General features: G+C 36.0%; 15 protein-coding genes. 12 read left to right on the top strand and 3 right to left on the bottom strand.

Annotated features, from left to right (window positions below; all coding sequences use genetic code 11):
• Positions 1-494 precede the first annotated feature (494 nt).
• From GJU43_RS18460 to GJU43_RS18425, 8 genes are all read left to right on the top strand, one after another.
• Positions 495-854 (top strand): hypothetical protein, encoded by a 360-nt coding sequence (locus tag GJU43_RS18460; RefSeq protein ID WP_154342741.1) that lies wholly within the window; start codon positions 495-497, stop codon positions 852-854.
• 860 nt (positions 855-1,714) lie between these two features.
• Positions 1,715-3,577: a histidine kinase gene (locus tag GJU43_RS18455; RefSeq protein WP_195760063.1), complete on the top strand. Its 1,863-nt coding sequence runs from the start codon at positions 1,715-1,717 to the stop codon at positions 3,575-3,577.
• On the top strand, positions 3,565-4,266 hold the full coding sequence (locus GJU43_RS18450; RefSeq protein ID WP_154342737.1) for a LytTR family DNA-binding domain-containing protein: 702 nt from the start codon (positions 3,565-3,567) through the stop codon (positions 4,264-4,266). Before GJU43_RS18455 ends, GJU43_RS18450 begins: the two co-directional genes overlap by 13 nt.
• A gap of 110 nt (positions 4,267-4,376) precedes the next feature.
• Positions 4,377-5,225, top strand: a complete 849-nt coding sequence (locus GJU43_RS18445) for an AraC family transcriptional regulator (protein ID WP_154342735.1) — start codon at positions 4,377-4,379, stop codon at positions 5,223-5,225.
• A gap of 159 nt (positions 5,226-5,384) precedes the next feature.
• Positions 5,385-6,335 (top strand): polysaccharide deacetylase family protein, encoded by a 951-nt coding sequence (locus tag GJU43_RS18440; RefSeq protein WP_154342733.1) that lies wholly within the window; start codon positions 5,385-5,387, stop codon positions 6,333-6,335.
• A 115-nt stretch (positions 6,336-6,450) separates the two neighbouring features.
• Positions 6,451-6,768: a hypothetical protein gene (locus tag GJU43_RS18435; RefSeq protein WP_154342731.1), complete on the top strand. Its 318-nt coding sequence runs from the start codon at positions 6,451-6,453 to the stop codon at positions 6,766-6,768.
• Positions 6,769-6,780: 12 nt separating this feature from the next.
• Positions 6,781-7,080 (top strand): putative quinol monooxygenase, encoded by a 300-nt coding sequence (locus tag GJU43_RS18430; RefSeq protein WP_154342729.1) that lies wholly within the window; start codon positions 6,781-6,783, stop codon positions 7,078-7,080.
• A gap of 318 nt (positions 7,081-7,398) precedes the next feature.
• Positions 7,399-8,388: a beta-ketoacyl-ACP synthase III gene (locus GJU43_RS18425; RefSeq protein WP_154342727.1), complete on the top strand. Its 990-nt coding sequence runs from the start codon at positions 7,399-7,401 to the stop codon at positions 8,386-8,388.
• A 222-nt stretch (positions 8,389-8,610) separates the two neighbouring features.
• Here the strand turns inward: GJU43_RS18425 and GJU43_RS18420 are convergent, their stop codons facing one another.
• From GJU43_RS18420 to GJU43_RS18410, 3 genes are read right to left on the bottom strand one after another with little or no spacing between them, the layout of a single operon-like run.
• A complete protein-coding gene (locus GJU43_RS18420; RefSeq protein ID WP_154342725.1) occupies positions 8,611-10,662 on the bottom strand; it encodes a hypothetical protein in 2,052 nt (683 codons plus the stop codon).
• Between the two features lie 11 nt (positions 10,663-10,673).
• Positions 10,674-11,804 carry a S8 family serine peptidase gene (locus GJU43_RS18415; protein ID WP_154342723.1) on the bottom strand — a complete coding sequence of 377 codons (1,131 nt, stop codon included), beginning with the start codon at positions 11,802-11,804 and terminating at the stop codon, positions 10,674-10,676.
• Positions 11,805-11,806: 2 nt separating this feature from the next.
• Positions 11,807-13,282 (bottom strand): hypothetical protein, encoded by a 1,476-nt coding sequence (locus tag GJU43_RS18410; protein ID WP_154342721.1) that lies wholly within the window; start codon positions 13,280-13,282, stop codon positions 11,807-11,809.
• Between the two features lie 673 nt (positions 13,283-13,955).
• Here GJU43_RS18410 and GJU43_RS18405 point away from each other — a divergent pair.
• The 4 genes from GJU43_RS18405 to GJU43_RS18390 all read left to right on the top strand — a co-directional run bounded on the left by GJU43_RS18405 (position 13,956) and on the right by GJU43_RS18390 (position 20,554).
• Positions 13,956-14,513 (top strand): RNA polymerase sigma-70 factor, encoded by a 558-nt coding sequence (locus tag GJU43_RS18405; protein ID WP_154342720.1) that lies wholly within the window; start codon positions 13,956-13,958, stop codon positions 14,511-14,513.
• A 113-nt stretch (positions 14,514-14,626) separates the two neighbouring features.
• Entirely contained in the window at positions 14,627-15,547 is a 921-nt protein-coding gene (locus GJU43_RS18400; RefSeq protein WP_154342718.1) for a FecR family protein, read from the top strand.
• Between the two features lie 118 nt (positions 15,548-15,665).
• Positions 15,666-18,998 (top strand): SusC/RagA family TonB-linked outer membrane protein, encoded by a 3,333-nt coding sequence (locus GJU43_RS18395; protein WP_229655080.1) that lies wholly within the window; start codon positions 15,666-15,668, stop codon positions 18,996-18,998.
• Positions 18,999-19,018: 20 nt separating this feature from the next.
• The gene (locus tag GJU43_RS18390) at positions 19,019-20,554 is read left to right on the top strand and encodes a RagB/SusD family nutrient uptake outer membrane protein (RefSeq protein ID WP_154342714.1); all 1,536 of its coding nucleotides are present in this window, start codon (positions 19,019-19,021) and stop codon (positions 20,552-20,554) included.
• The last annotated feature ends 98 nt before the right edge of the window (positions 20,555-20,652 follow it).

Here is a 20,652-nt window from a genome sequence, read left to right as displayed (position 1 = left end):
TTGTGCCGGACTATTATAAAAATACTAATGAAAAGTTTGTGTTTTTGGAGAAATCAAAATCGTTTGGTGTATGTCGAATGATATTTTTATTATGTTTTATTGATGACGGCATAATTTCAACTTTTTCATTTTTTATTGCATCAGGTTTTCTGCTTGTTTCTTGATATTGGGGGGTATCATTAACGGGCAGATTCCTGGTCAATTATTTGGAGAAAGAATAAGTTTTTGATGAACCTGACCTTTTATTTCAGTACGTGATTGTTGCTCAATCTGTAAAAAATAGTTTTAAGAATACTGTTTTAACTGAAATGATTTTTTTTTAATTGTTTTCGCTCTTAAAATGGATTTGTTTTTAACGAATATCAATTGAAAGTGCCCAGTTATCAATTAGTAGGGTTCGGTGTTTTGAAAATTCATCTTTACTGAAAATGTTCCTGAAACTGTTTTTTTTTTACAGGTTTAAAAAATAGAAATAATTTAAAAAATTCAATAATATGGAAAATAGTAAAGTATTGATTTATGACAATCAACATGGTTTTTCACGATTTCTAACTAAAATATTTGGAGCAGTATACGACTTTAAAATATTTAAAAAATTTGACAATAGTTTCGATCTTGAGAGTTTTGAAAAAGAATATTTGCTGGCTTTTTTTGTACTTTATTCGGAAAAGAATTTATTTGATTTTATGAAGATTTACAGAAAAGGAGTGCCGTTAGTAGTTTGTAGTTTTAATGAGGAACTGCTGCATCAATTTGAAAGTATAAAAGATATTAATGTGATAAACACGTCAAGATGCAAACAGGAACTTATAAACGATTTCCAAATTTACCTTTATACCTACGCAGAGGATTGATTAGCAGAAATCTTATGAAGTAAGAATTCAGTTCTTTTGTAGCTGAAGGTATTCAGGTATTTAAATGTTTTGCACTGGTTTGGAGTTGTATAGCAGAACAAGTAAGAAGAGAGCATTGATTTTTAAAATTAAAGACAGGGTTACGGGGATTTTTACACAACCACAGGACTTGTTTTTTCGTATACAAAAAGTAAAAAGAGAAGTAAGTAAGCACTTTCTCCAAAGTGACTTTGAAATACTAAATGGACTGCCATGATTTTTAAATAAAAGGATTTGGAGAAAAAAGTTTAATTATGGATTAATAACCCGACCTTGCTTTTGTGATAGTAGCAAAGGTCTCTTTAAGGAGGATTCTCTTTATGTAATGATGTATAAGTAGGTTGTGGTATTCTTACGAAATCAGCATTGCATAAGAGGTATCCTCTTTATTGTTTTAATCAATTGATTTTGTATCCTCTGTTTTATTTTAACTTCCTTGTACTGCGTCATTACAACAGAAAAGTTTGAATTTACTCTGTGGTAAAAGATGAACTAAAAGTATCGTTCACTTTTAAGAACATTGCTCTACATAAAAAAACAGTTATCAATTAAATCCCTACAGTTATCAATCGCTTTGCATTAAATATTTGTTTGGTCTTTTCTTTGTAAAAAATAACTACTGTTTATGGGGCTTCTATAAATATTCAGACAATAATTTCTATATGGATTTCATACCTTTTAGTGCCAAGATAATAAAATGTTAAATAAGAGAGTTGAAGTTTTAATCTTTTTTGTTTTGTATAATGTTGTTAATTAGTGTTTTAGTGTTAAAAAAGTAATATATTTAAGATGTTTTTCAGTACATGCTAATATTTCGGAATATGATAAGAAGTAAGTCTGTTCTTTTTCTGTTTTTTACCATTCTCTTTTTGTTGCCTAAAAAGGGATACAGCCAATCGGATTTAAATTTTGAAGCAATCGATAGTGTTATTGAGGGACATCAGACAGAGCGCTATTCCTGGTGTAAAGACCAGCTTGAGCAGCTCAAAAAGAGATACCGCGGATTTCCCAAGACAGGACAACTGGTTTATGCAAAATCGGCAGAATTTATGGCATCAAAAAGAGCTGATGCGCTGGCTGAAGCGGAAATGAAAGAAGCACTTCGTATGTGTAAAGGTGAACAGTGTTATCCTGAGAACGGTATTGTGAATATGATCAATGCCGAATACTATTTTAAGCGCGATAAAATTGTAATGGCCCTGGAGGTAATTCTTCAAAACAATCTGGAACTCGAAAAATGGGCACCTTCCTCAAAAGTTTTATCAGACAGCTATCTCCAGACGGCAAAATATTACAATAATTTAGATTTTTACGAAAAAGCAAAGTACTATCTGAGGAAAACAATTCAACATTCCGGGAAAATTAAATATAATGTCAATTTATCAAAAGTATACAATCAGTTTGGGCGAATATTGCGGCGGCAGAAAAAGTCACAGGAGGCGCTGAAATATTTTAAGAGATCACTTAAGAATGACGATCTGCATAAAAACTATAGTTTGCATGCTGCCACTTACAACAATATCGCAGCGGTATTTATTGATTTAAAAAATTACGACAGCGCCTACTTTTATTTAAAGAAAGCAAAAAAATATGCCGCAAGAGGCTATGTTTTAAATACCGATTTGCCGGGCTTAAAAGCAACTATAAATAAAAGGATGGCACTTGTTTTTATTAGAAAAAACGCCACTGACAGTGCGCTTTATTATGGAAAAAAAGCTTTGCATTACTATCCGGGGAATAGTTATTTTCTAAATGATCAGGAAAGTTTATACGGAATTTTGTCTGAGTGCCATGAAAAAAAATCAGTACACGACAGTGCATTGTATTATCGGAAATTAGAATTAAAGGAATTAAAGAGTGTCCGGTTTTTAGAAAAAAGAGACTTGATCGATAAAACGACCCAGCAGGCCAGGATTAAATTTCAGGGAGAGGCGATCCGGCTTCTAAGGGATAAAAACCAACTAGAAAAGGAACTGTTTCAGAGTGAACGAATCATTGTGTTTGTAATACTGTTACTAATAGCGCTTATTTTATACGGGTATTACCGTAAAAAGATTTTGAGACAGGAACAGGCCGCTTTACAGTTGGAACAAAAAGTACTAAGGTCGCAGATGAATCCTCATTTTATATTTAATGCGCTTGTGGCCATTCAGAATTCAATGATGGACAACAATATTCTGGAATCAGCTTCTCATGTGGCAAAATTTGCGAAACTGATCCGACAGAATTTCGATTTCACGCAAAAAGAATATATCACTTTAGAAGAGGATCTTGATGCACTGAAAAATTACATATCAGTTCAGAAGATGAGATTTGGGCAAAAATTTGACTGTTTTATAGATTACGGAGAGGTTGAAACAGGCAGTGTATTAATTCCCCCTTTACTATTACAGCCTTTTGTAGAAAATGCGATTGAAAGTGGTTTCAAGGGAATTAAGGAATTTGGAATTCTGAAAATAGAGATATTTACTATTTCAAAGAAAAAAATAGGGTTTCGTATTACAGATAACGGAGTTGGTTTTAAGGTGATTAAAGATGATAAATTGCATTCCACGCAAATTTTTAAAGCACGGCTTTCCATCCATAATACCAATGATCTGAATAGTTTTACAATCATGTCAAGACCGGATTTTGAAGGAACTAAAATCGAATTTAAATACACCGTAAAAAAATGTATAAAGTAGCCATAATAGAAGATGAGATAGCGGCAGCTGCAGCTTTAGAAAAGATGATTTCTATTTTAGAGCCGGATTTTAAAATCTGTGCTAAAATCCCGAGTGTCTTTGAAAGTCTGATCTTTTTTAAAAAGACCAACGTCGACCTTGTTTTTATGGATGTTCAGCTTTCAGACGGGGATTGTTTTGAATTACTGTCAAAAATTCCACATATTAATTTTTCAATTATTTTCATTACTGCTTACGACACCCATGCGATAAAGGCTTTTAAATTTAATGCAATTGATTACGTTTTAAAACCTATTGATCCTGAAGAACTTGCGAAGGCAATAGTCAAGGCAAAAGAAAGGTTAAGCAGCCGTGTTCTGATCGAATATTTTTTAACGAACAGGAACAGGGATAAGCCCCGTTTGGCCCTTAGTGTTTTAAATGAAACGCTTTACGTTAATATTGAAGATATTATCAGGCTTGAGGCAGATAGCGCTTATACCATCTTTGTTTTGAAAGACAGGTCTTTTACAGTGTCAAAAAACATTAAATATTACGAAGACTTATTGGAGGGATATAATTTTATAAGGATACATTATTCGCACCTGGTGGCTAAAAATGAAATCGCATCAAGAAAAGTATCTACTCTTACAATGAGCAACGGAGATGTAATTCCGATGTCGGTAAGGAAAAGATTTTTACTGAAGTAACAGAGCAGGCATCATTTTATTTTTCCGGGTAACGAGGACAAAACAAATGGAAACTGAGGGAATGTTGTTGTATAATTTCATTATATTTTTGTAAAAAATTATTACGGCATATGAAACGTTTTAGTAGTTATTACTCTTTAAATGTTTTTCGACTGGAACTTGACCGATGGGATTTTCCGGTTCATAAACATAATTTTTATGAGTTTATTTTTATTGAAAAGGGAAGTGGACATCACTTTCTGAATGAGGGATCTTTTCCATATAAAGAAGGAGATGTTTTTTTATTACGACCGGAAGACTCCCATTATTTCAAGTTGGAAGAGCAAACACATTTTGTATTTATAAAATTTACAGAACAACTTTTTATAGAAAAATTAGAAGGAGGGAAAACGGCAAAATGGATGGAAGTGATTAAAACTTTTCTGCAAAATGCCGCTTCTGTAAACGGCAGCCTGGTAGAGGATGTTCAGGATAAAAAACACCTGAACTATTTAGTACAGATTTTAGTAGTTGAATTTACAAAAACCTGTACCTACAGTCGTGAGTTGGTGATTGAACTTTTCGGAGCAATAATGATGATGCTCGCCAGAAGTCATTCAACAACTGCATATGGTGAAAAATGTCCGGGTAATACCGAGCTCGACAGACTGAATCAAATATTGGGTTATCTGCGGTTGTATGCACTGGACGCCGAAAAAATGCGTGTCGAAAATATTGCAAAGCATTTCGCAATGTCGCCCAATTACATCAGTATTTATGTAAAGAAGCATAGCGGGGTATCGATTCAGCAGCACATTATACAAACGAAGCTGAAGTCTGCCGATCAATTACTTAAAAACAGTCGCCTGAACATTAATGAAATAGCCGCCAAACTAGGTTTTACAGATGCGAGTCATTTCAATAAACTGTACAAAAAGTACAGAGGTGTAAGCCCGGGTGCGGCTTATTCGCCCGATTAAGAATCCTGAAAAAAAGATTTGCAGAGGCCTGTTTTTGTAATCTTTATTTTATTATTTATCCGGATTAAGGGAATTGATTTTTACAAAATTACAATTGATTTTTACCTGAATAATTAGGGCTGTAGTTCTAATTTTGTCTTACAAATAATAAAAAAAGACATGAAAAATCACGTATCTGTCAGAGGTTTGTTAGCAATGGTTTTGTTGTTGGCCTCTTGTATAGGAATCAGTCAGACGAAAGAAAAGTCTAAAAGTTACTGGCCAAATGGTGCTCAGTTAGTAATTTCAGTATCGATGCAATTCGAAACCGGCGGACAGCCGGAAGGCGCAGAAAGCCCTTTTTCGGGAAACCCATTGCCCAAAGGACAGCCTGATTTGGCGGCAGACAGCTGGTTCCGGTACGGAGGGAAAGAAGGCATCTATCGCATGCTTGATCTATGGAAAAAATACGATATCAAAGTAACTTCTCATGTGGTTGGACAAGCAGCAGTAAAATACCCGGAAGTGGCAAAAGCAATTGCCGATCAGGGTCATGAAATTGCAGCACACGGTATGACGTGGGACAACCAATGGAATAAAAGTTATGCTGATGAATTGGCCTTTGTAAAAAAAGGAATTGATACTGTGGAAGCCATAACAGGAAAAAGAGGGGTAGGATATAATAGCAATTGGCTGAGAAGAGGGCCCAATACACTAAAAGTACTTCAGGAGCTTGGTTTTTTATACCATATCGATGATCTGAGCCATGATGAACCTTTTATCACCATGGTAAATGGAAAAAGATTTGTTGTGATTCCATACACACTTCGTAACAACGATATCGTAAATATTGAAGGGAAACACTGGAGTCCGGATCAATTTTTAAATCAGTTAAAATTAGAATTTGATCAGCTCTATAAAGAAGGCGCTACAAAACGAAGAATGATGTCTGTTAGTTTTCATGATCGTATTGGAGGATCTCCGGCTGTTGTAAATGCAATGGAACAGTTTATAAAATATACCAAAACGAAGTCAGGAGTAGTCTACATGCGAAAAGATGATATCGCAAGATTGATACAGAATGACCCGAATACTCCAATTGATAATTCAGAGGAACAATATAATAAATAATCCTGATTAGCTACCGATAAAAACCTGCAATCCGGAAATGGCTAAATCATTTTGATCCGACTTTTAATTTTTAAAAACAGAATACATGTTTAAATGGTTTAAAGTAACAAGTAGGATGGCTGTTATTAGCTCAGTGATCATTGGAATTGTTTTTCTTGTTGACCTGTTGCTTGCTCATTACGAATTGAAATTTATACTGATCAATTTATTCTTCGTTGGAATAACATCGTTGTTAGTTTGGTTTTGGAATACACTTAACAAAGCGATTACTGCAATTTATATGGTAAATCAGCAACAGCATATAGGCCTGTCATACTGGCCGTCTATTTTCAGATGTTTGATTTTATTGGCCATTGGTTACCTCATTATCATCCTGATTGGCTGTTATGGTTTGGTGGACAGATTGTTAAGCGGCACAGCATTATTAGGATAAAAAAAAATAATCATGAAAAATACATTTAGGGCCATTGCCCACTTAAAAGCGAAACCAGGTAAAAATCAAGCATTAAAAGACGCATTGCTTAACTTAATAGAACCTACCAGAAAAGAACCGGGCTGTACGGAATATATACTTTATGAAGATTACGCTAAAGAGGGAACTTTTTATATGAGTGAAGAATTTGAAAATGAAGCCGCATTTGAGGCACATATTCAATCCGATCATTTTCAGAGTTTTGCAAAAAGGATTGATGAACTGTTGGTCGATCCGGTAAATGTTATGCGTATTAAACGGGTTTCTAACTGATGAATAAGACTGAGTAATTGAATCCCTTATGCGTGTCCTATTTCTTTTTAGTTGATTAAGCCATAAAAAAACATGGCTTAATCAACTTTTTTTATACCTTTGCAGGTTATTACCTCCCGGTAAATCTGCAAAAATGCTTTCGGCTTTTATATCAATATTAAATTTTGTTAATAAAAAAATAGCTGTTAAAATTTTAAAATAGGAATAATATGGCTCTTAATAAAACCATTTATATGAATTCTGAAAATTTTAGGAAAAACGGTAGGGGTACTTTTACATTTGCAGACTTCTGCAATAAAAAAACAACATTCGTTAGCAATGACAAAAAATAATTTAGCAGCCATTACTGCAGTAGGTGGCTATGTTCCAGACACGGTACTAGATAATTACCAAATTGAAAAAATGGTCGATACCTCTAATGAATGGATTGTATCGAGAACCGGAATAAAAGAAAGACGTATTTTGACCGATCCTGAAAAAGCAACTTCAGATATGGCTATAGAAGCGATAAATGACCTGCTGAAAAATTCGGGTACAGATCCTTCAGAAATTGATTGTTTAATAGTAGCAACAGCAACACCAGATAAATTACTTGCCCCGACTGCTCCCGTAGTATGTCATAAAGCAGGACTTACAAATGCCTGGGGTTTTGATCTTAACGGAGCCTGTAGTGGTTTTTTATACTCTTTATCAACAGCAGCATCCTTAATAGAATCAGGAAGACATAAAAAAATAATTGTGGTTGGTGTAGATACCATGAGCAGGATTATCGATTATACAGACCGAAATACCTGTATCTTGTTTGGAGATGGCGCAGGTGCCATATTACTGGAACCTTCCGAAAATAACGGACTAAAAGATTTTGTTTTAAAAACAAACGGAATGGGCAGCGAATTTCTATCCGTTTCCGGGGGAGGTTCTCTGAAACCTTTTCATAAAGACACCATAGAAAACCGCGAACAATTTGTAAAACAGGACGGGAAGACCGTTTTCAAACATGCTATAGAAAGCATGACCAATACCTGCAATGAAATTCTGGATCGCAATGATTTAGCAGTAGAAGATATTGACTGGGTGATACCGCATCAGGCCAATATCCGGATCATAAATGCAGTGGCCAATAACCTAAATGTACCCATGGAAAAGGTAAAAGTAAACATAGAACGATACGGCAATACAACAGCCGCGACGATACCTTTGTGTTTATGGGACTTTCAAAATGATTTCAAATCAGGAGACCGATTATTATTTACCGCATTCGGTGCCGGTTTTACTTTTGGAAGCTGCTACCTGACCTGGGGGAAATAAAGTAATGACGCGCATTGAAACAATAAATTATTTCTGAAAATAAAATTTTAAACAAAATCAGATTCCCTACTATTTTTATATAAAAAGGAGTTAGGAATTTTAGCAATTTTTTAAAAGATAATTGTTTAGCCAAAACCGAATTATCTTCGGAATTGGCCTTACAATAGTTTATATTTTTTGAAAGAGTACTGAATTTATTTTAGTACTAATAAAATGTGTTTTTTATTTAGACTTGGTGTAGAGATTAAGTAGTGGTATGTCAACTACAACAGAAAAACTAAACCTGTAGTACGTGTTTTTTGAATAATCATTTGTAGTGTCATTTACTTTTCTTAGATTGGGACCAACTTGCCCTCCAAGACTTAAGGATATGGGGGTTCTTGGAATACCAACTGACCAAAAAATTCCAGGTGAAAAAATATCGGCTAATTGTATTGTAGGAACCTGTTCTGTGGTTTCATTGCTAAATCTGTAGGCTGCGATAGCCCCCAGGTCAATTACCGAGACAAAAAGACTAGAAGACCAGCCTTTAGCAGGTATGATCTTATGAAAAGGCCAGGGTAAAAAGCTATTTCCTTTACTAAACGAGAAACCAACAGGGGCAGTTAAGCCATAAGTATTGATATCTTTACCGTCGGAAGGTAAATCATCAATAATTTCTCGTCCCAAAAAGAAGCCGCAATAGGCATTGACTGCTACGTTGGTATGGGATAATCGTTTTACTCTGGAACTGCCAACCGGTGCAGCAATTTTATCAATAGCACTATAAACCTCAGTAGAGTTTTGAGCTTTAGCGACAGCAGCTATAAAAGCTCCTTTTTCGTTAAGGAAATCTATAATCTGGTTTACTGTTTTTTTTATATTTTGATTCTTTTTGTCTAAAACTTCGGGGTTAAACCGCAATCGGTAAAGTGTTGTTGCATTACCCATTGCCAGACTATAATTTTTTGCTTTTATATTGGTATACAAAGAAAAAGCAGCGTTTGAACCATCAACAATCGTATCAAAATATTCCCAAAATTGGGTAATTTTATTTTTTTCCTCATCTTTGAAATTGGTATTGCAGAAATCAATTATAAAGGGACTGTCTTTAAAGACTCTGAGTACTTTTGTGGCAGCAGTAAATGATTTAGCGTACTCTTCAATAGTCGCATCTGCCTTTTGAATATTTTTTAATTCTTCCTGAGCATCCTCAATTGCAGAAACTAATGCCGTTATAAAATTCTTAGCATCATCAGCATTTTCGATCAATTTTTTATAGGTTATATTTCCAGTATAACTAACATTAATGGAAGATACTTTTTGGTACAACAGCCCCAAATAAATATTGAAAGTAACAGGATCATCCATCATTTTTTTTACATCTTCTGCTTTTACCCAGTATTCTTTAGAACCGACTTCATTAGTTCGCAGTGATTTTGATACTTCCTGAATGAACTGAATAGCATTATTTTTAATTGTGTCTGTCTCTGCGTCGCTAAATTGATATTTAGAGGGATCATAATCTTGTAATAAAACACCAATATGTGTACCTTTTTTGAGACCGTTCGCATAGTAAAGCGCTGTTAGGCAAATGGATTTCAATTCCAGATGATTATTAAAAAACCCGGAGTACTGACCATTTTTTAAAACATATTCTAAATGCGGATAAATAGCCGCTAAATCAATACCAAAAGCTTCTCTGAGTTGTTCAATATAGGGTTCATAGCTGTAGATAATGTCTGGCAAATGCTTTATAACTTGAAAAGTAGCAGGGAAAAGAATTTGTATATCTTTATATTTCTTATTTTTTAATTCTTCTGCAAAGCGATCAAAAAAGGCAGCCTGCAGTTCTTTTTTGGTTCGGTCTACTATAAATTGTGCAAGACCATCGGCAAATTTGGTAACATCGGTTTTGCCTATTGCGGTCAGGTTAAATTTTTGAGACGGACCTCTCTGATCTGTTTCTCCGCTCAGTGAGGCTGCAGGATATAAGTATTCTTCCAAAAAGGGATTATAGTCAGGGCTGGCTGAATTGCCTAACATGCTATGCAAACTCTTTGGCGATTTGTATTTTGAATTATAATAATTGTTATTAATTAAATTAAAATATTCATCAATTTTTGTTTTGATATCGGGATCTGTACTGTTTGCGGGATCAATAAATTTTAATTCTCCGGTGTTGGCATCCTTTACAATATATTGCCTTAATGTAATCGCGTCGTAGTATGCATTTTGACTTTTTGCAGCTATGCTGCACAACATAATAATGATGATTAAAAGATATTTTTTCATAAAATCAATTTTTACAGGAGTGAGATAAAATAATTTGGATTTATTAGACCGTGGCCATATTCAATGGGTACCTGGCCGGGCAGTATTTTGGCAGTTTTGTACAAAAGGTTTTTTAGTAATTTTTCAGAGTACATGTCTTTGCTTTTGAGTTTTTGAATGCCTAAAGCACATACTGCACTTACAAATGCAGCAGACTGACTCGTTCCGCCATCTATTACCACTTCATTTTTGCCTTTCAATGAAATAATGCCACTGGAAGGCCCTAGTATATCTAAATTAACGGATTTATTAGAAATCGGATCACGACTAAAATTTTCTTTAAATCCCCCGACAGAAATTACTTCGTCCAGATAAGCAGGAGAATACTCAAGCGGTAAATCAAAATATTCACCCGAATTGCCACAAGCTGCAACACAAAGACATTTTTTTTTATTTGCAATTTCTTTTATCAGTTCTTCAATTTCCTGTTTCAGTTTGATATTTACGACATCTTTTTTACCCACAGCCAGATCAAAACTCATGTTAATAATGTCTATATCTTTCGCGCCATTTTTTTCATTTAGTATATTTTCAAGTGCTTCTTTTACAGCACTAAATACAGGTCTTCCCTGATTGTCACAAACTTTTGCAACAAATAAATTAGCGGTAGGGGCAACACCATAAGATATTTTTCCCTGTGCAGTCATAATACCCGCAAGGTGAGTTCCGTGACCATGGACATCTGTTTTATAATTTGGCGTGTTTTCTAGATAATTATATCCGATTATGTTATTAAAATTAAAATCAATATGTTCATTAATACCTGTATCTAATAAAGCAATAGTGACTTTGGTTTCGTTTTTTTCTTTCCATAAATCAGGGATTGAGTATAAATTGTTTTTTAGCCACCATGGATACTCATTGAGAGATGCATCAGAAGCTAATGCAGGATCCATTAATTTCAATCCGCCTCCCCAATAAAACTGTCCATGACTATCTTTATACCATTTCCCTAAATTGGGGTTAGGAACATCTTTGTATTCCTCCAAATTCAATATCACTCCTTTACTAACCGTAGGAAGCGAAATATTTTGATCTGTAAATTCCGTTACAGGAGCTTTGCGCACATTAAGTCGGGGTACAATTACTATATATCGTTCCATGGCTATCCTACTGCTTCAGGGTTAGTATTGTTGTTCACTGTTACCTGAACGGGCAGGTTTTCTGTTACTGTATTGCTTCCGCTATTTTCGGTAGTTTCTTTTTTTCCTGTAGCCCTGACTTTAATAATTTTTTGTAATAAATCAAACCAGAACGGAGCACCTAAACATACACCGAATGCCAGTAGTAAAAAGCCTAATGGTTTCCTTCCTTTGTAGAAATTGGTTAAAATATAGTGGGTTTTTATTCTATATTGTTTCGATTTGTATAAGACGTTAAATGCCTTTTTATATAATGCAAGGGTATCATTTGCTTTTAGTACTATGTGGTCTTGTCTGATTATAGAATCTTTAATCTGTTTATAACTGTAATGATATTTTTTATGATACTGCTGGCTATCCTTTTTAAAACCATAATCACCCCAGCCTACAGCCAGTAAATTGTTGGCATCTTTAATTCTTCCATTTAGTTCTTTTTTAATGCTATCCCTTTGATTTTTAGATTTTTCGAGTAAATCGTTTAATTCCTGTTGTTGTTGTTGTTGTTGTTGTTGTTGTTGTTGTTGTTGTTGTTGTTGTTGTTTCCCAATTCTGTCTTTTTTTTCAGAATTCGTTTGCAAGGTTTGTACTCGGGGGTCATCTTTTAATGCATCGGCTTCTTTTATGGCCATTTCTACCAATTTGTCTCTGGCGTCTTTATCGGTACTTATTTTACCGGCAATTTCGATGATATCAACATTAAAACAAATTGCGATGGTCAATCCTATGCAAAATAACCACAGCTGAACCTGTTTTTTATACCATCCGCTAATTCTGTCCATACTGTCGTCATACCATCCTTCAATTTTTTTAGTAAATATTTCAAGATTTAAGTAGCTTTTCTTTAAATGAAGCTGAAGAATTTGAAGGGTTTCTTCGTCAATATCAATTTGTTTTTCTTTGAATTGAGCTTTTAAATTTAGGGCATCATCACTAAGTAGATATTCGACCAAATAATAGATTTTTGTAATAGTCGGAGCTTCTTCCAGATTTAGATCGGTTTTTTTTTCTTTGGCATAACTAATGACAGCTTCTTTGTGTTTTTCCCAATAATCCTTTAAGACTTCAATTAATATTGTCGAGAAATTTTCTTTGGATATATAGGAAGGAATCGAATTTCTATTGCTGTAGCCATAATTTTTTATTAAGGGATGATTGTAGAATTTATCACCCAATTTATCATTTGGAATTGGTTTGTAACCTATAATTAATTTAAACGGCTCTAAAATAGTTTCACCAATTCTTTTCGCTGTATCCAGCCAAAGCCATTTTTTGCGTGGGCTATTGGCCAGCATGCTCTCGACAATTCCTTTTTTGAGCATTCTGGCTCTCAATCCAAAGAGGGTAGAAACAGCTTCATTTATGGAAGTGGCAAGTAAGCTGTATATCAGGAATATAAAAACCAAACCAATGGCAGTATCCAGTACGGGAGAATTAAACATAATTTGTAGTTTTATAAATTAGATATTTATTTTATAAAGAATTTAAATGTTTTGAATCCAATATTTTACTTGATAATCTCTTGTTAATCAGTTTTAAAATTGTTCGTTATCATCCGAATGATTTAAACTAATTGTACTTTAAATGTTTCTTAGCGTACTTCTTAAGTGAAAGATTTGCCATCGAAGTTATTAAAGATTTATTTTTTAGAATCGCGTATAAGTACCTGTTTTTTTGTGCGAAAATTTCGAAGCCTTTTTTGTAGAATTTTAAACTGTGCGTACAACAGTTTTAAATGCGGTTTGTTCCTTATTCCTTATTTCATAAATCAATTTGGCCGTAGGGTAATAGCAGTAAAATAGTTCAGATTCATGAGTTTTATTTTTAACTCCGGTTATACTTTATCCATAAGTAAGTTTATTCTTTCTGCCCCGCCACATTGGGATAACATTTAAGGTCGAATGTTAATAATATGTTTAGTAATCCGACCTTTTTATTAATGTAAACGTAACCTTTTTGACCTACCCTCAGGACTAATTTTGGAGACATATTATAAGAACCCAATACTTGTATATATGTCGTTTTTTAGAGTAAGAATACATTGCAGAAAAACAATCCAATCCTGTTTTTTACGAAAAACCGTTTATTTGGCAACTGCGGCAAAAGTGATGTATTATGTATAAAAAATACACTGACGAAGAGCTTGTTGAATTATTGAAACAAGGAAAAGACAGAGCTTTTGATGAATTGTATTTCCGATACAGAGATGTACTGGTCCGCTTCGTTTACCAGCGAATGAAATCGATTCCAATTTCGGAAGAGATTGTTCAGGAAGTTTTTACCACGATCTGGGAGCGACGTAAAACCCTAATCATTCAGAAAAAGTTTTCGGCCTATATGTATACTTCAGTACGTTATGTGACGCTGGATTACATCAGGTCCAATATGGTGAATGATCAATATATTAAGGAGGTTTCCGATCGAAATTCTTCTCTTCAAGAATCTGATAATACTACCGAAGAATCTATTTATCATGATGAACTTCAGGAAGCTTTAGACAAAGCGACCTCCTTACTGCCTAAAAAAGCCAAAGAGGTTTTTATCCTGAGCCGTTTCAAACAATATTCCAATAAAGAAATAGCAGAAGAACTGAATGTTTCGCATGAGACCGTGAAGTATCATATTAGCTATGCTTTAAAATTCATGCGACTTTATTTGGGTGATTTTAACTAAAACGAGATTTCAACTCCCGGCCCTCTTTTATTTTCTTAACAAAAGCGTAACCTGGAGCGCCTACCTGAAACCGGAATTCCCGAGACTTATTATTAAAGCTATAAAAAATTATAATGCCTGAGAAATTACATCAAGATATAAAATCTTTTTTAGAAGGTAAGCCTTCTTTAAAAGGAAAGCAAATGTGGAACAACTGGTACGATAACCCGGAAGAAATATCCGCAGAAGGGATTGTTATTGCATCGGATATTTCAAAACTTAAAAAAGAAATCAGAGCGATCAAAAAATCAGATAAGGTATTTTTCCTAAACAGCAGAAACTGGATAATGGCAGCTTCTCTTTTGCTTGCAGCCGGATTAACGGGATTCTTCTTTTTGAATTCAGAAACCATCACCACCAGACAATATGCCGCAAAACCGGGCGAACATACCAAAATAACACTAAGCGACGGAACACAGATCTGGCTTAATGCAGGCAGCCTTTTAAAATACCCGAGTAAATTTAAAGGGGACACCCGTGAAGTGTATTTAACAGGGGAAGCTTTTTTTGATGTTGCCAAAGATAAAAAGCATCCTTTCATCATTCACACAGACAAGATGGATACCAAAGTACTGGGCACCAGTTTTAATGTGCAGGCCTATCCGGGCCAGGCCACACAGGAAGTTTCAGTTCTCACGGGAAGAGTAAATGTGAAATCGACGGTAACGGATGAGAACGTGTATGTAACGCCGGGCCAAAAAGTTGTTTTCAAATCGAAAAACAGCAGCCTGCATGCCTTCATTAATATTCCGATGAACTCCATTTCACTGTGGAGAAAAAATATTATCGTTTTTGAGGATACACCTCTTCCCGAGGTTATAGCAACGATCAACCGCAATTATAATGTTGCCATTTCCATTGAAAACAAGAATCTCAATGCGCTCAGGATAAGTGCCTACTTCAAGGAACTTCCGGCGGAGCAGGTCATCGGATTGGTGTGTAATATCATCAATGCCAATTATAAAATCGAATCGGGAGTGTACAGAATTCAATAGACGCAAAGCCTTACCTAACAATAAACACAAACAATCAAAAAAAAATCAAAACAACACCATTATGAATGAAAAACAAATGCGGTACGTCGCAAAGTGTCAAAGCATTAAAAAAGGCGTTATGCCTCAATTAATTCTGTTCATTGCTTTATTTTTTATCGGAGTAACGGCAAAAGCCGGAAATGTCGATATGGATAAAAGAATAACATTAAAAGTAGAAAATGAAAATATAAAAAACATTCTCCAAAAAATTGAAAAACAGGTTGATGTACATTTTATGTATGAAGCCAATCAGATCAATACCAATCAAAAAGCAAGTTTAAAACTGAACGATGTAACGCTGGAATATGCTTTGGATAAGATCTGCAGCAGTTTTTTTCTGAAATATGAAATTATCAGCAACAACATTGTTATTAAGAGAAATCAGAAAATCAGCGATGCCGGACAAAACAAAATTACGGTATCCGGAACTGTTTTTGGCGGTGATGACGGGATGCCTTTGCCGGGAGTAGGCATTAAAGACAAAGGGTCAAGTGCAACGGCAACGACCGATTTTGACGGAACGTTTACCATGGAAATCAATTCCTCTGAAGCTTTGCTGATTTTTTCCTATGTGGGTTATGTTACGCAGGAAATCAAAGTTACGGAGAGCAAAAAGAACCTGAATGTCAAATTAGCCGCCGATGTAAAACAATTACAGGAAGTGGTGGTAATGGGATACGGAAGTGTCAAAAAGAATGAAGTACTAGGGGCTGTAGGATCTGTTTCGATGAAAGAAACCTCGAGCAGAACGTATAATTCTGCTGCCGATTTGCTTCAGGGTACAGTAGCTGGTGTTACGGTTATTAATAATGGAGGTGACCCTACAGGAGAACCTACCATCAATATTCGTGGTATTGGTTCGCTAAATGCAGAAACGCCTTTAATTGTACTGGACGGAATTATTTACAGTGGTTCACTGAATACGATTAACCCAAATGATATTGCTTCGATCAGTGTTTTGAAAGATGCGGCTTCAGCAGCCATTTACGGAGCAAGAGCTTCCGGAGGGGTGATTTTAATTACATCTAAAAAAGGAACTTCGGAGCGTCTGAATGTAAATGTGAACTATCAGGGAGGTTTTCAGAGTGTAGCCAAAAAATTGAAAGTACTTAATGCCGCAGAATATGCAGACGCGATGAACACGGCCAGGGATAACGCGGGATTACCAAGAATACCTGCTTTTGATCCGGCATTTGAACCTACTGCCAGAATCACTAAAACCAACTGGATGGATGAAATTTTTCAGACAGGTGAAATTCAGGATTTGTCTGTTTCGGTAAACGGAAAAACCGAAAAATCGAATTTCTTCCTGTCGGGAAGTTACCGTAAAAACGAAGGAATCCTGTTAAATACAGATGCAAGCCGTTATACCGCAAGAGCAAATTCTTCTTTCAAGCTGGCACCCAATTTTACCATAGGAGAAAACCTGACGTATTCCTTAACGAATGGTCAGAGCGCCAACACTTCCAGTGCTTATACAGGGGCCATTTTAGGAGCGATCTTATATCCGCCAAATGCAACAGTATACAGAGAAGACGGTTCCGGACAATTTGGTGGGGTTCCGGAGAAATATATAGGGTCGTACGGGGACGTAATCAATCCGGTGGCGTATCTGAAAAGACTGGATAACAGCAATCCAATTTCAACGATACTGATCAATCCTTATGCGGAATGGGAAATTATTAAAGGCCTGAAAATTAAATCCAACTGGGGATATACCAGAATCCAGAATGATTACAAAGATTTTACGGTGAAGATTACAGAGCCGGGTAAAGTATTTGACTTTAACAGATTAACGCAAACGACTTCTACTACAACCGATTTATTGGGTGAGCAGACACTTTCGTACGATAGATCATTTGGGAAACATAATTTTAAAGCTTTGGCAGGATATACTTATCAGGACACGAAAAGAGATTTTTACAGTGTATCGGGTACAGGCTTTGATAATGAAGATCCTTCACAACGTTATTTACTGAATGCAAAATTAATTCAACAGTTGGGAGCGGGAATGTCAGAAGAGATTATTTCTTCTTATGTGGGAAGGTTAAATTATGATTTTAATCAAAAGTATTTATTCTCCGGAATTGTGCGTCGTGACGGTACTTCAAAACTGACGTCAGCCAACCGTTGGCGAGTATATCCTTCTGTTTCTGCAGGATGGCTGATCTCTGAAGAAGGATTTATGAAAAACATGACGTCAACAGTAAACAATTTAAAATTACGTGCGAGCTGGGGAGAAATCGGAAATTTAGGAAACCTTGGACCTTACCAGTTTAGTGTACCGTTAAACCAGACTTCTGCTTTAATCGGCTCTACTCCGGTGATTAATTACGGGTATTCCGAAAGCGAATTATCAAATCCGGCTTTAAAATGGGAAAGCTCCGAGCAAACCAACTTAGGTTTGGATTTCAGCCTTTTCAACAATACACTTACAGGTTCTGTAGATGTTTATAAAAAGACCAACAAAGACATGCTGGTTCGCGATCAGCTGCCGGGAGTGGCAGGAACACCATTAGGTCGCATCGTAAATTCAGGTGATGTAGAAAATAAAGGTCTTGAAGCAAGTCTTACGTATCAGAAAACACGAGGCGAATTTAAATTTGATGTGACAGCAAATGCTGCTTTTTTACACAACAAGATTGTTTCCATCAAAGATGATTTAACTTCCCTGGAGCCGCTTAATATAAGCAGGGTTCGTAGTTTGCCTTTAGCGAATATCTATCAGGTAGGAAGCCCGGTAGGAGCCTTTTACGGCTATGCCACAGACGGACTGTTTCAAAGTACTGCAGAAGCAAAAGCATATGTAAACAAATCAGGTGTAGTCTATCAGCCGAATGCCGTTGCGGGAGACATGAAGTTTAAAGACGTAAACGGAGACGGTGTGATCAATAACAATGACAGGGTCGTATTAGGAAATCCTTTTCCAAAAACAACCTTCAGCTTAAATACCAATTTCAGGTATAAAGGCTTTGATATGAATATCTTTTTAAGCGGAGCAGCCGGTAACAGTGTTTTTAATGCTGTAAAATATACGGGTCTGAATGGTTCTTTCCCGGGGTACAATTTGCTGGCAGAGTCGAAAGATGCCTGGTCACCGCAGAACACAGATACAAAAATACCGGTACTTTCAGCAACGGACAACAACAATAACTTCGGAAGAATCTCTGATTTTTATATTGAAAAGGCAGATTACCTGAGATTGAAAAATGTGGCTATTGGTTACACGGTTAAAGACAGCTGGTTACACGGAAAAGCAAACCTGAGATTCTTTATCTCCGCCCAAAACCTTTTCACAATTACTAAATACTCGGGAATGGATCCTGAAGTTGGACTGAACAATTTCGGTCTGGATTTAGGGAAATATCCGCTTTCAAGAATTTATATGACCGGTGTAAACGCAACTTTTTAAAAAATATTAAAACAAACAAAATGAAAAAAATAAGTATTTTATTATTGAGTTTTACCATGCTGCTAGGTACGACAGCTTGCGAAAGCGAACTTGATCTGGTGCCTCAGGGAGCTCCTTCGAGTGGGAATTTCTGGAAAACACCCGCAGATGCAAAGGCAGGCGTAAATGCTATTTATGCCTTGTATTCGGATGATAATATGTATGGACGTGGTTTTTTCTGGCTGAATAATGCCAGTGATGATATCGGAACCAAACCAAGACAAAATGCAGAACGTATTAAAAATTTCATCGTAGACGGATCAGAATCCGATACGAAAGATATCTGGAGGCTGCATTACGAAGTCATGAAACGCTGTAATGACGTAATCCGTAATGTTCCAAACATTGCATTAGATGAAAAAACGAGAAACATGATGCTGGGTGAAGCGTATTTCAACCATGCTGTCATGCATTTAGAATTGGCCTATCACTATGGCGATGATCGCGCCGGAATTCCGATTCAGGATCGAAATGACCCAACTAATGTGTATGTACCGCGTGCAAAAAATGTAGCAGAAAATTATGCTTATATCGCGGCTGATTTGCAAAAAGCGGCCGACTTGCTGCCTTATTTTAATGAACTGACCACAGACAATTACGGACGTGCGCACAAAACTGCGGCTTGGGCCTATTTAGTTCGTACGTATCTCTATGCAAAAGACTGGGACAATGCGATCAAATATGCCAACATGATCGTAAACAGTGGTAAACATGCGTTGCTTCCTAATTTTGAAGATGTCTTTAAAATCAAGAATAACTGGTCTTCAGAATACATTTGGTCGGTTACTTCAAGTGCTGAGAATACGTCACTTGGATCGATCTTTCCCGGAGTTTGCCTGGAAGATAAAGGCTGGGGAGTTTACAACGGCTGGGGAAATTTTTACCCAACCAAAGAATTATTTGATGCTTATGACCCTGCTGATAAAAGACGTACTGCCACGATTTTACAAAAAGGCGATCAGTTTATGTACTTCGGTGAATTAGCAACTTTTAACGTAGGGAAATATGTCGTGAGTTCAAGTAACAGAACGGGGTATCAGTTTAAAAAATATATGGAGCCTTTCGGTTATCCAAAAACGAACTCTGGAGGAATCGACATTCGTTATGTAAATGCCAACGGTGATAAACCGTCAACAGCACTGAATGTACCACTATTGCGTTATGCTGATGTGATCCTGATGCTGGCGGAATCAAAATTAATGAAAGGGCAGAATGCAGATACCGAAATAAATATGATTCGCAACCGTGCAGGTCTTGCCAGTATTTCGGGAGCTACCATGACTGATCTGAAAAGAGAAAGACGTTGTGAGTTAGCGGGAGAATGGACCGACCGTCATTACGATTTAGTACGTTGGGGCGATGCGCAGGCGACCTACGCAAAACCGTTACACCATTATGACGGAACAGTGATTTATCCTGCCCGTAATTTTAATCCTGCCATTCACCATGTATGGCCAATACCGCCAGATGAAATTGCAGTAAGCAAAGGCGCTTTATTTCAGAATAAAGGCTGGTAAATAGTAGTTTCGTTTAGTTTGTTTTTTTTTACGCTGCAGGCTTAAAGCAGTCTGCAGTCGTAACAAAAAACAAATGACTTATCAATAACCACAGACCA

The sequence above is a fragment of the Flavobacterium sp. LC2016-23 genome, from assembly GCF_009674775.1.
In the GTDB taxonomy this organism is placed as follows: Bacteria; Bacteroidota; Bacteroidia; order Flavobacteriales; family Flavobacteriaceae; genus Flavobacterium.
This window is presented reverse-complemented; position numbering and strand designations above follow the sequence as displayed.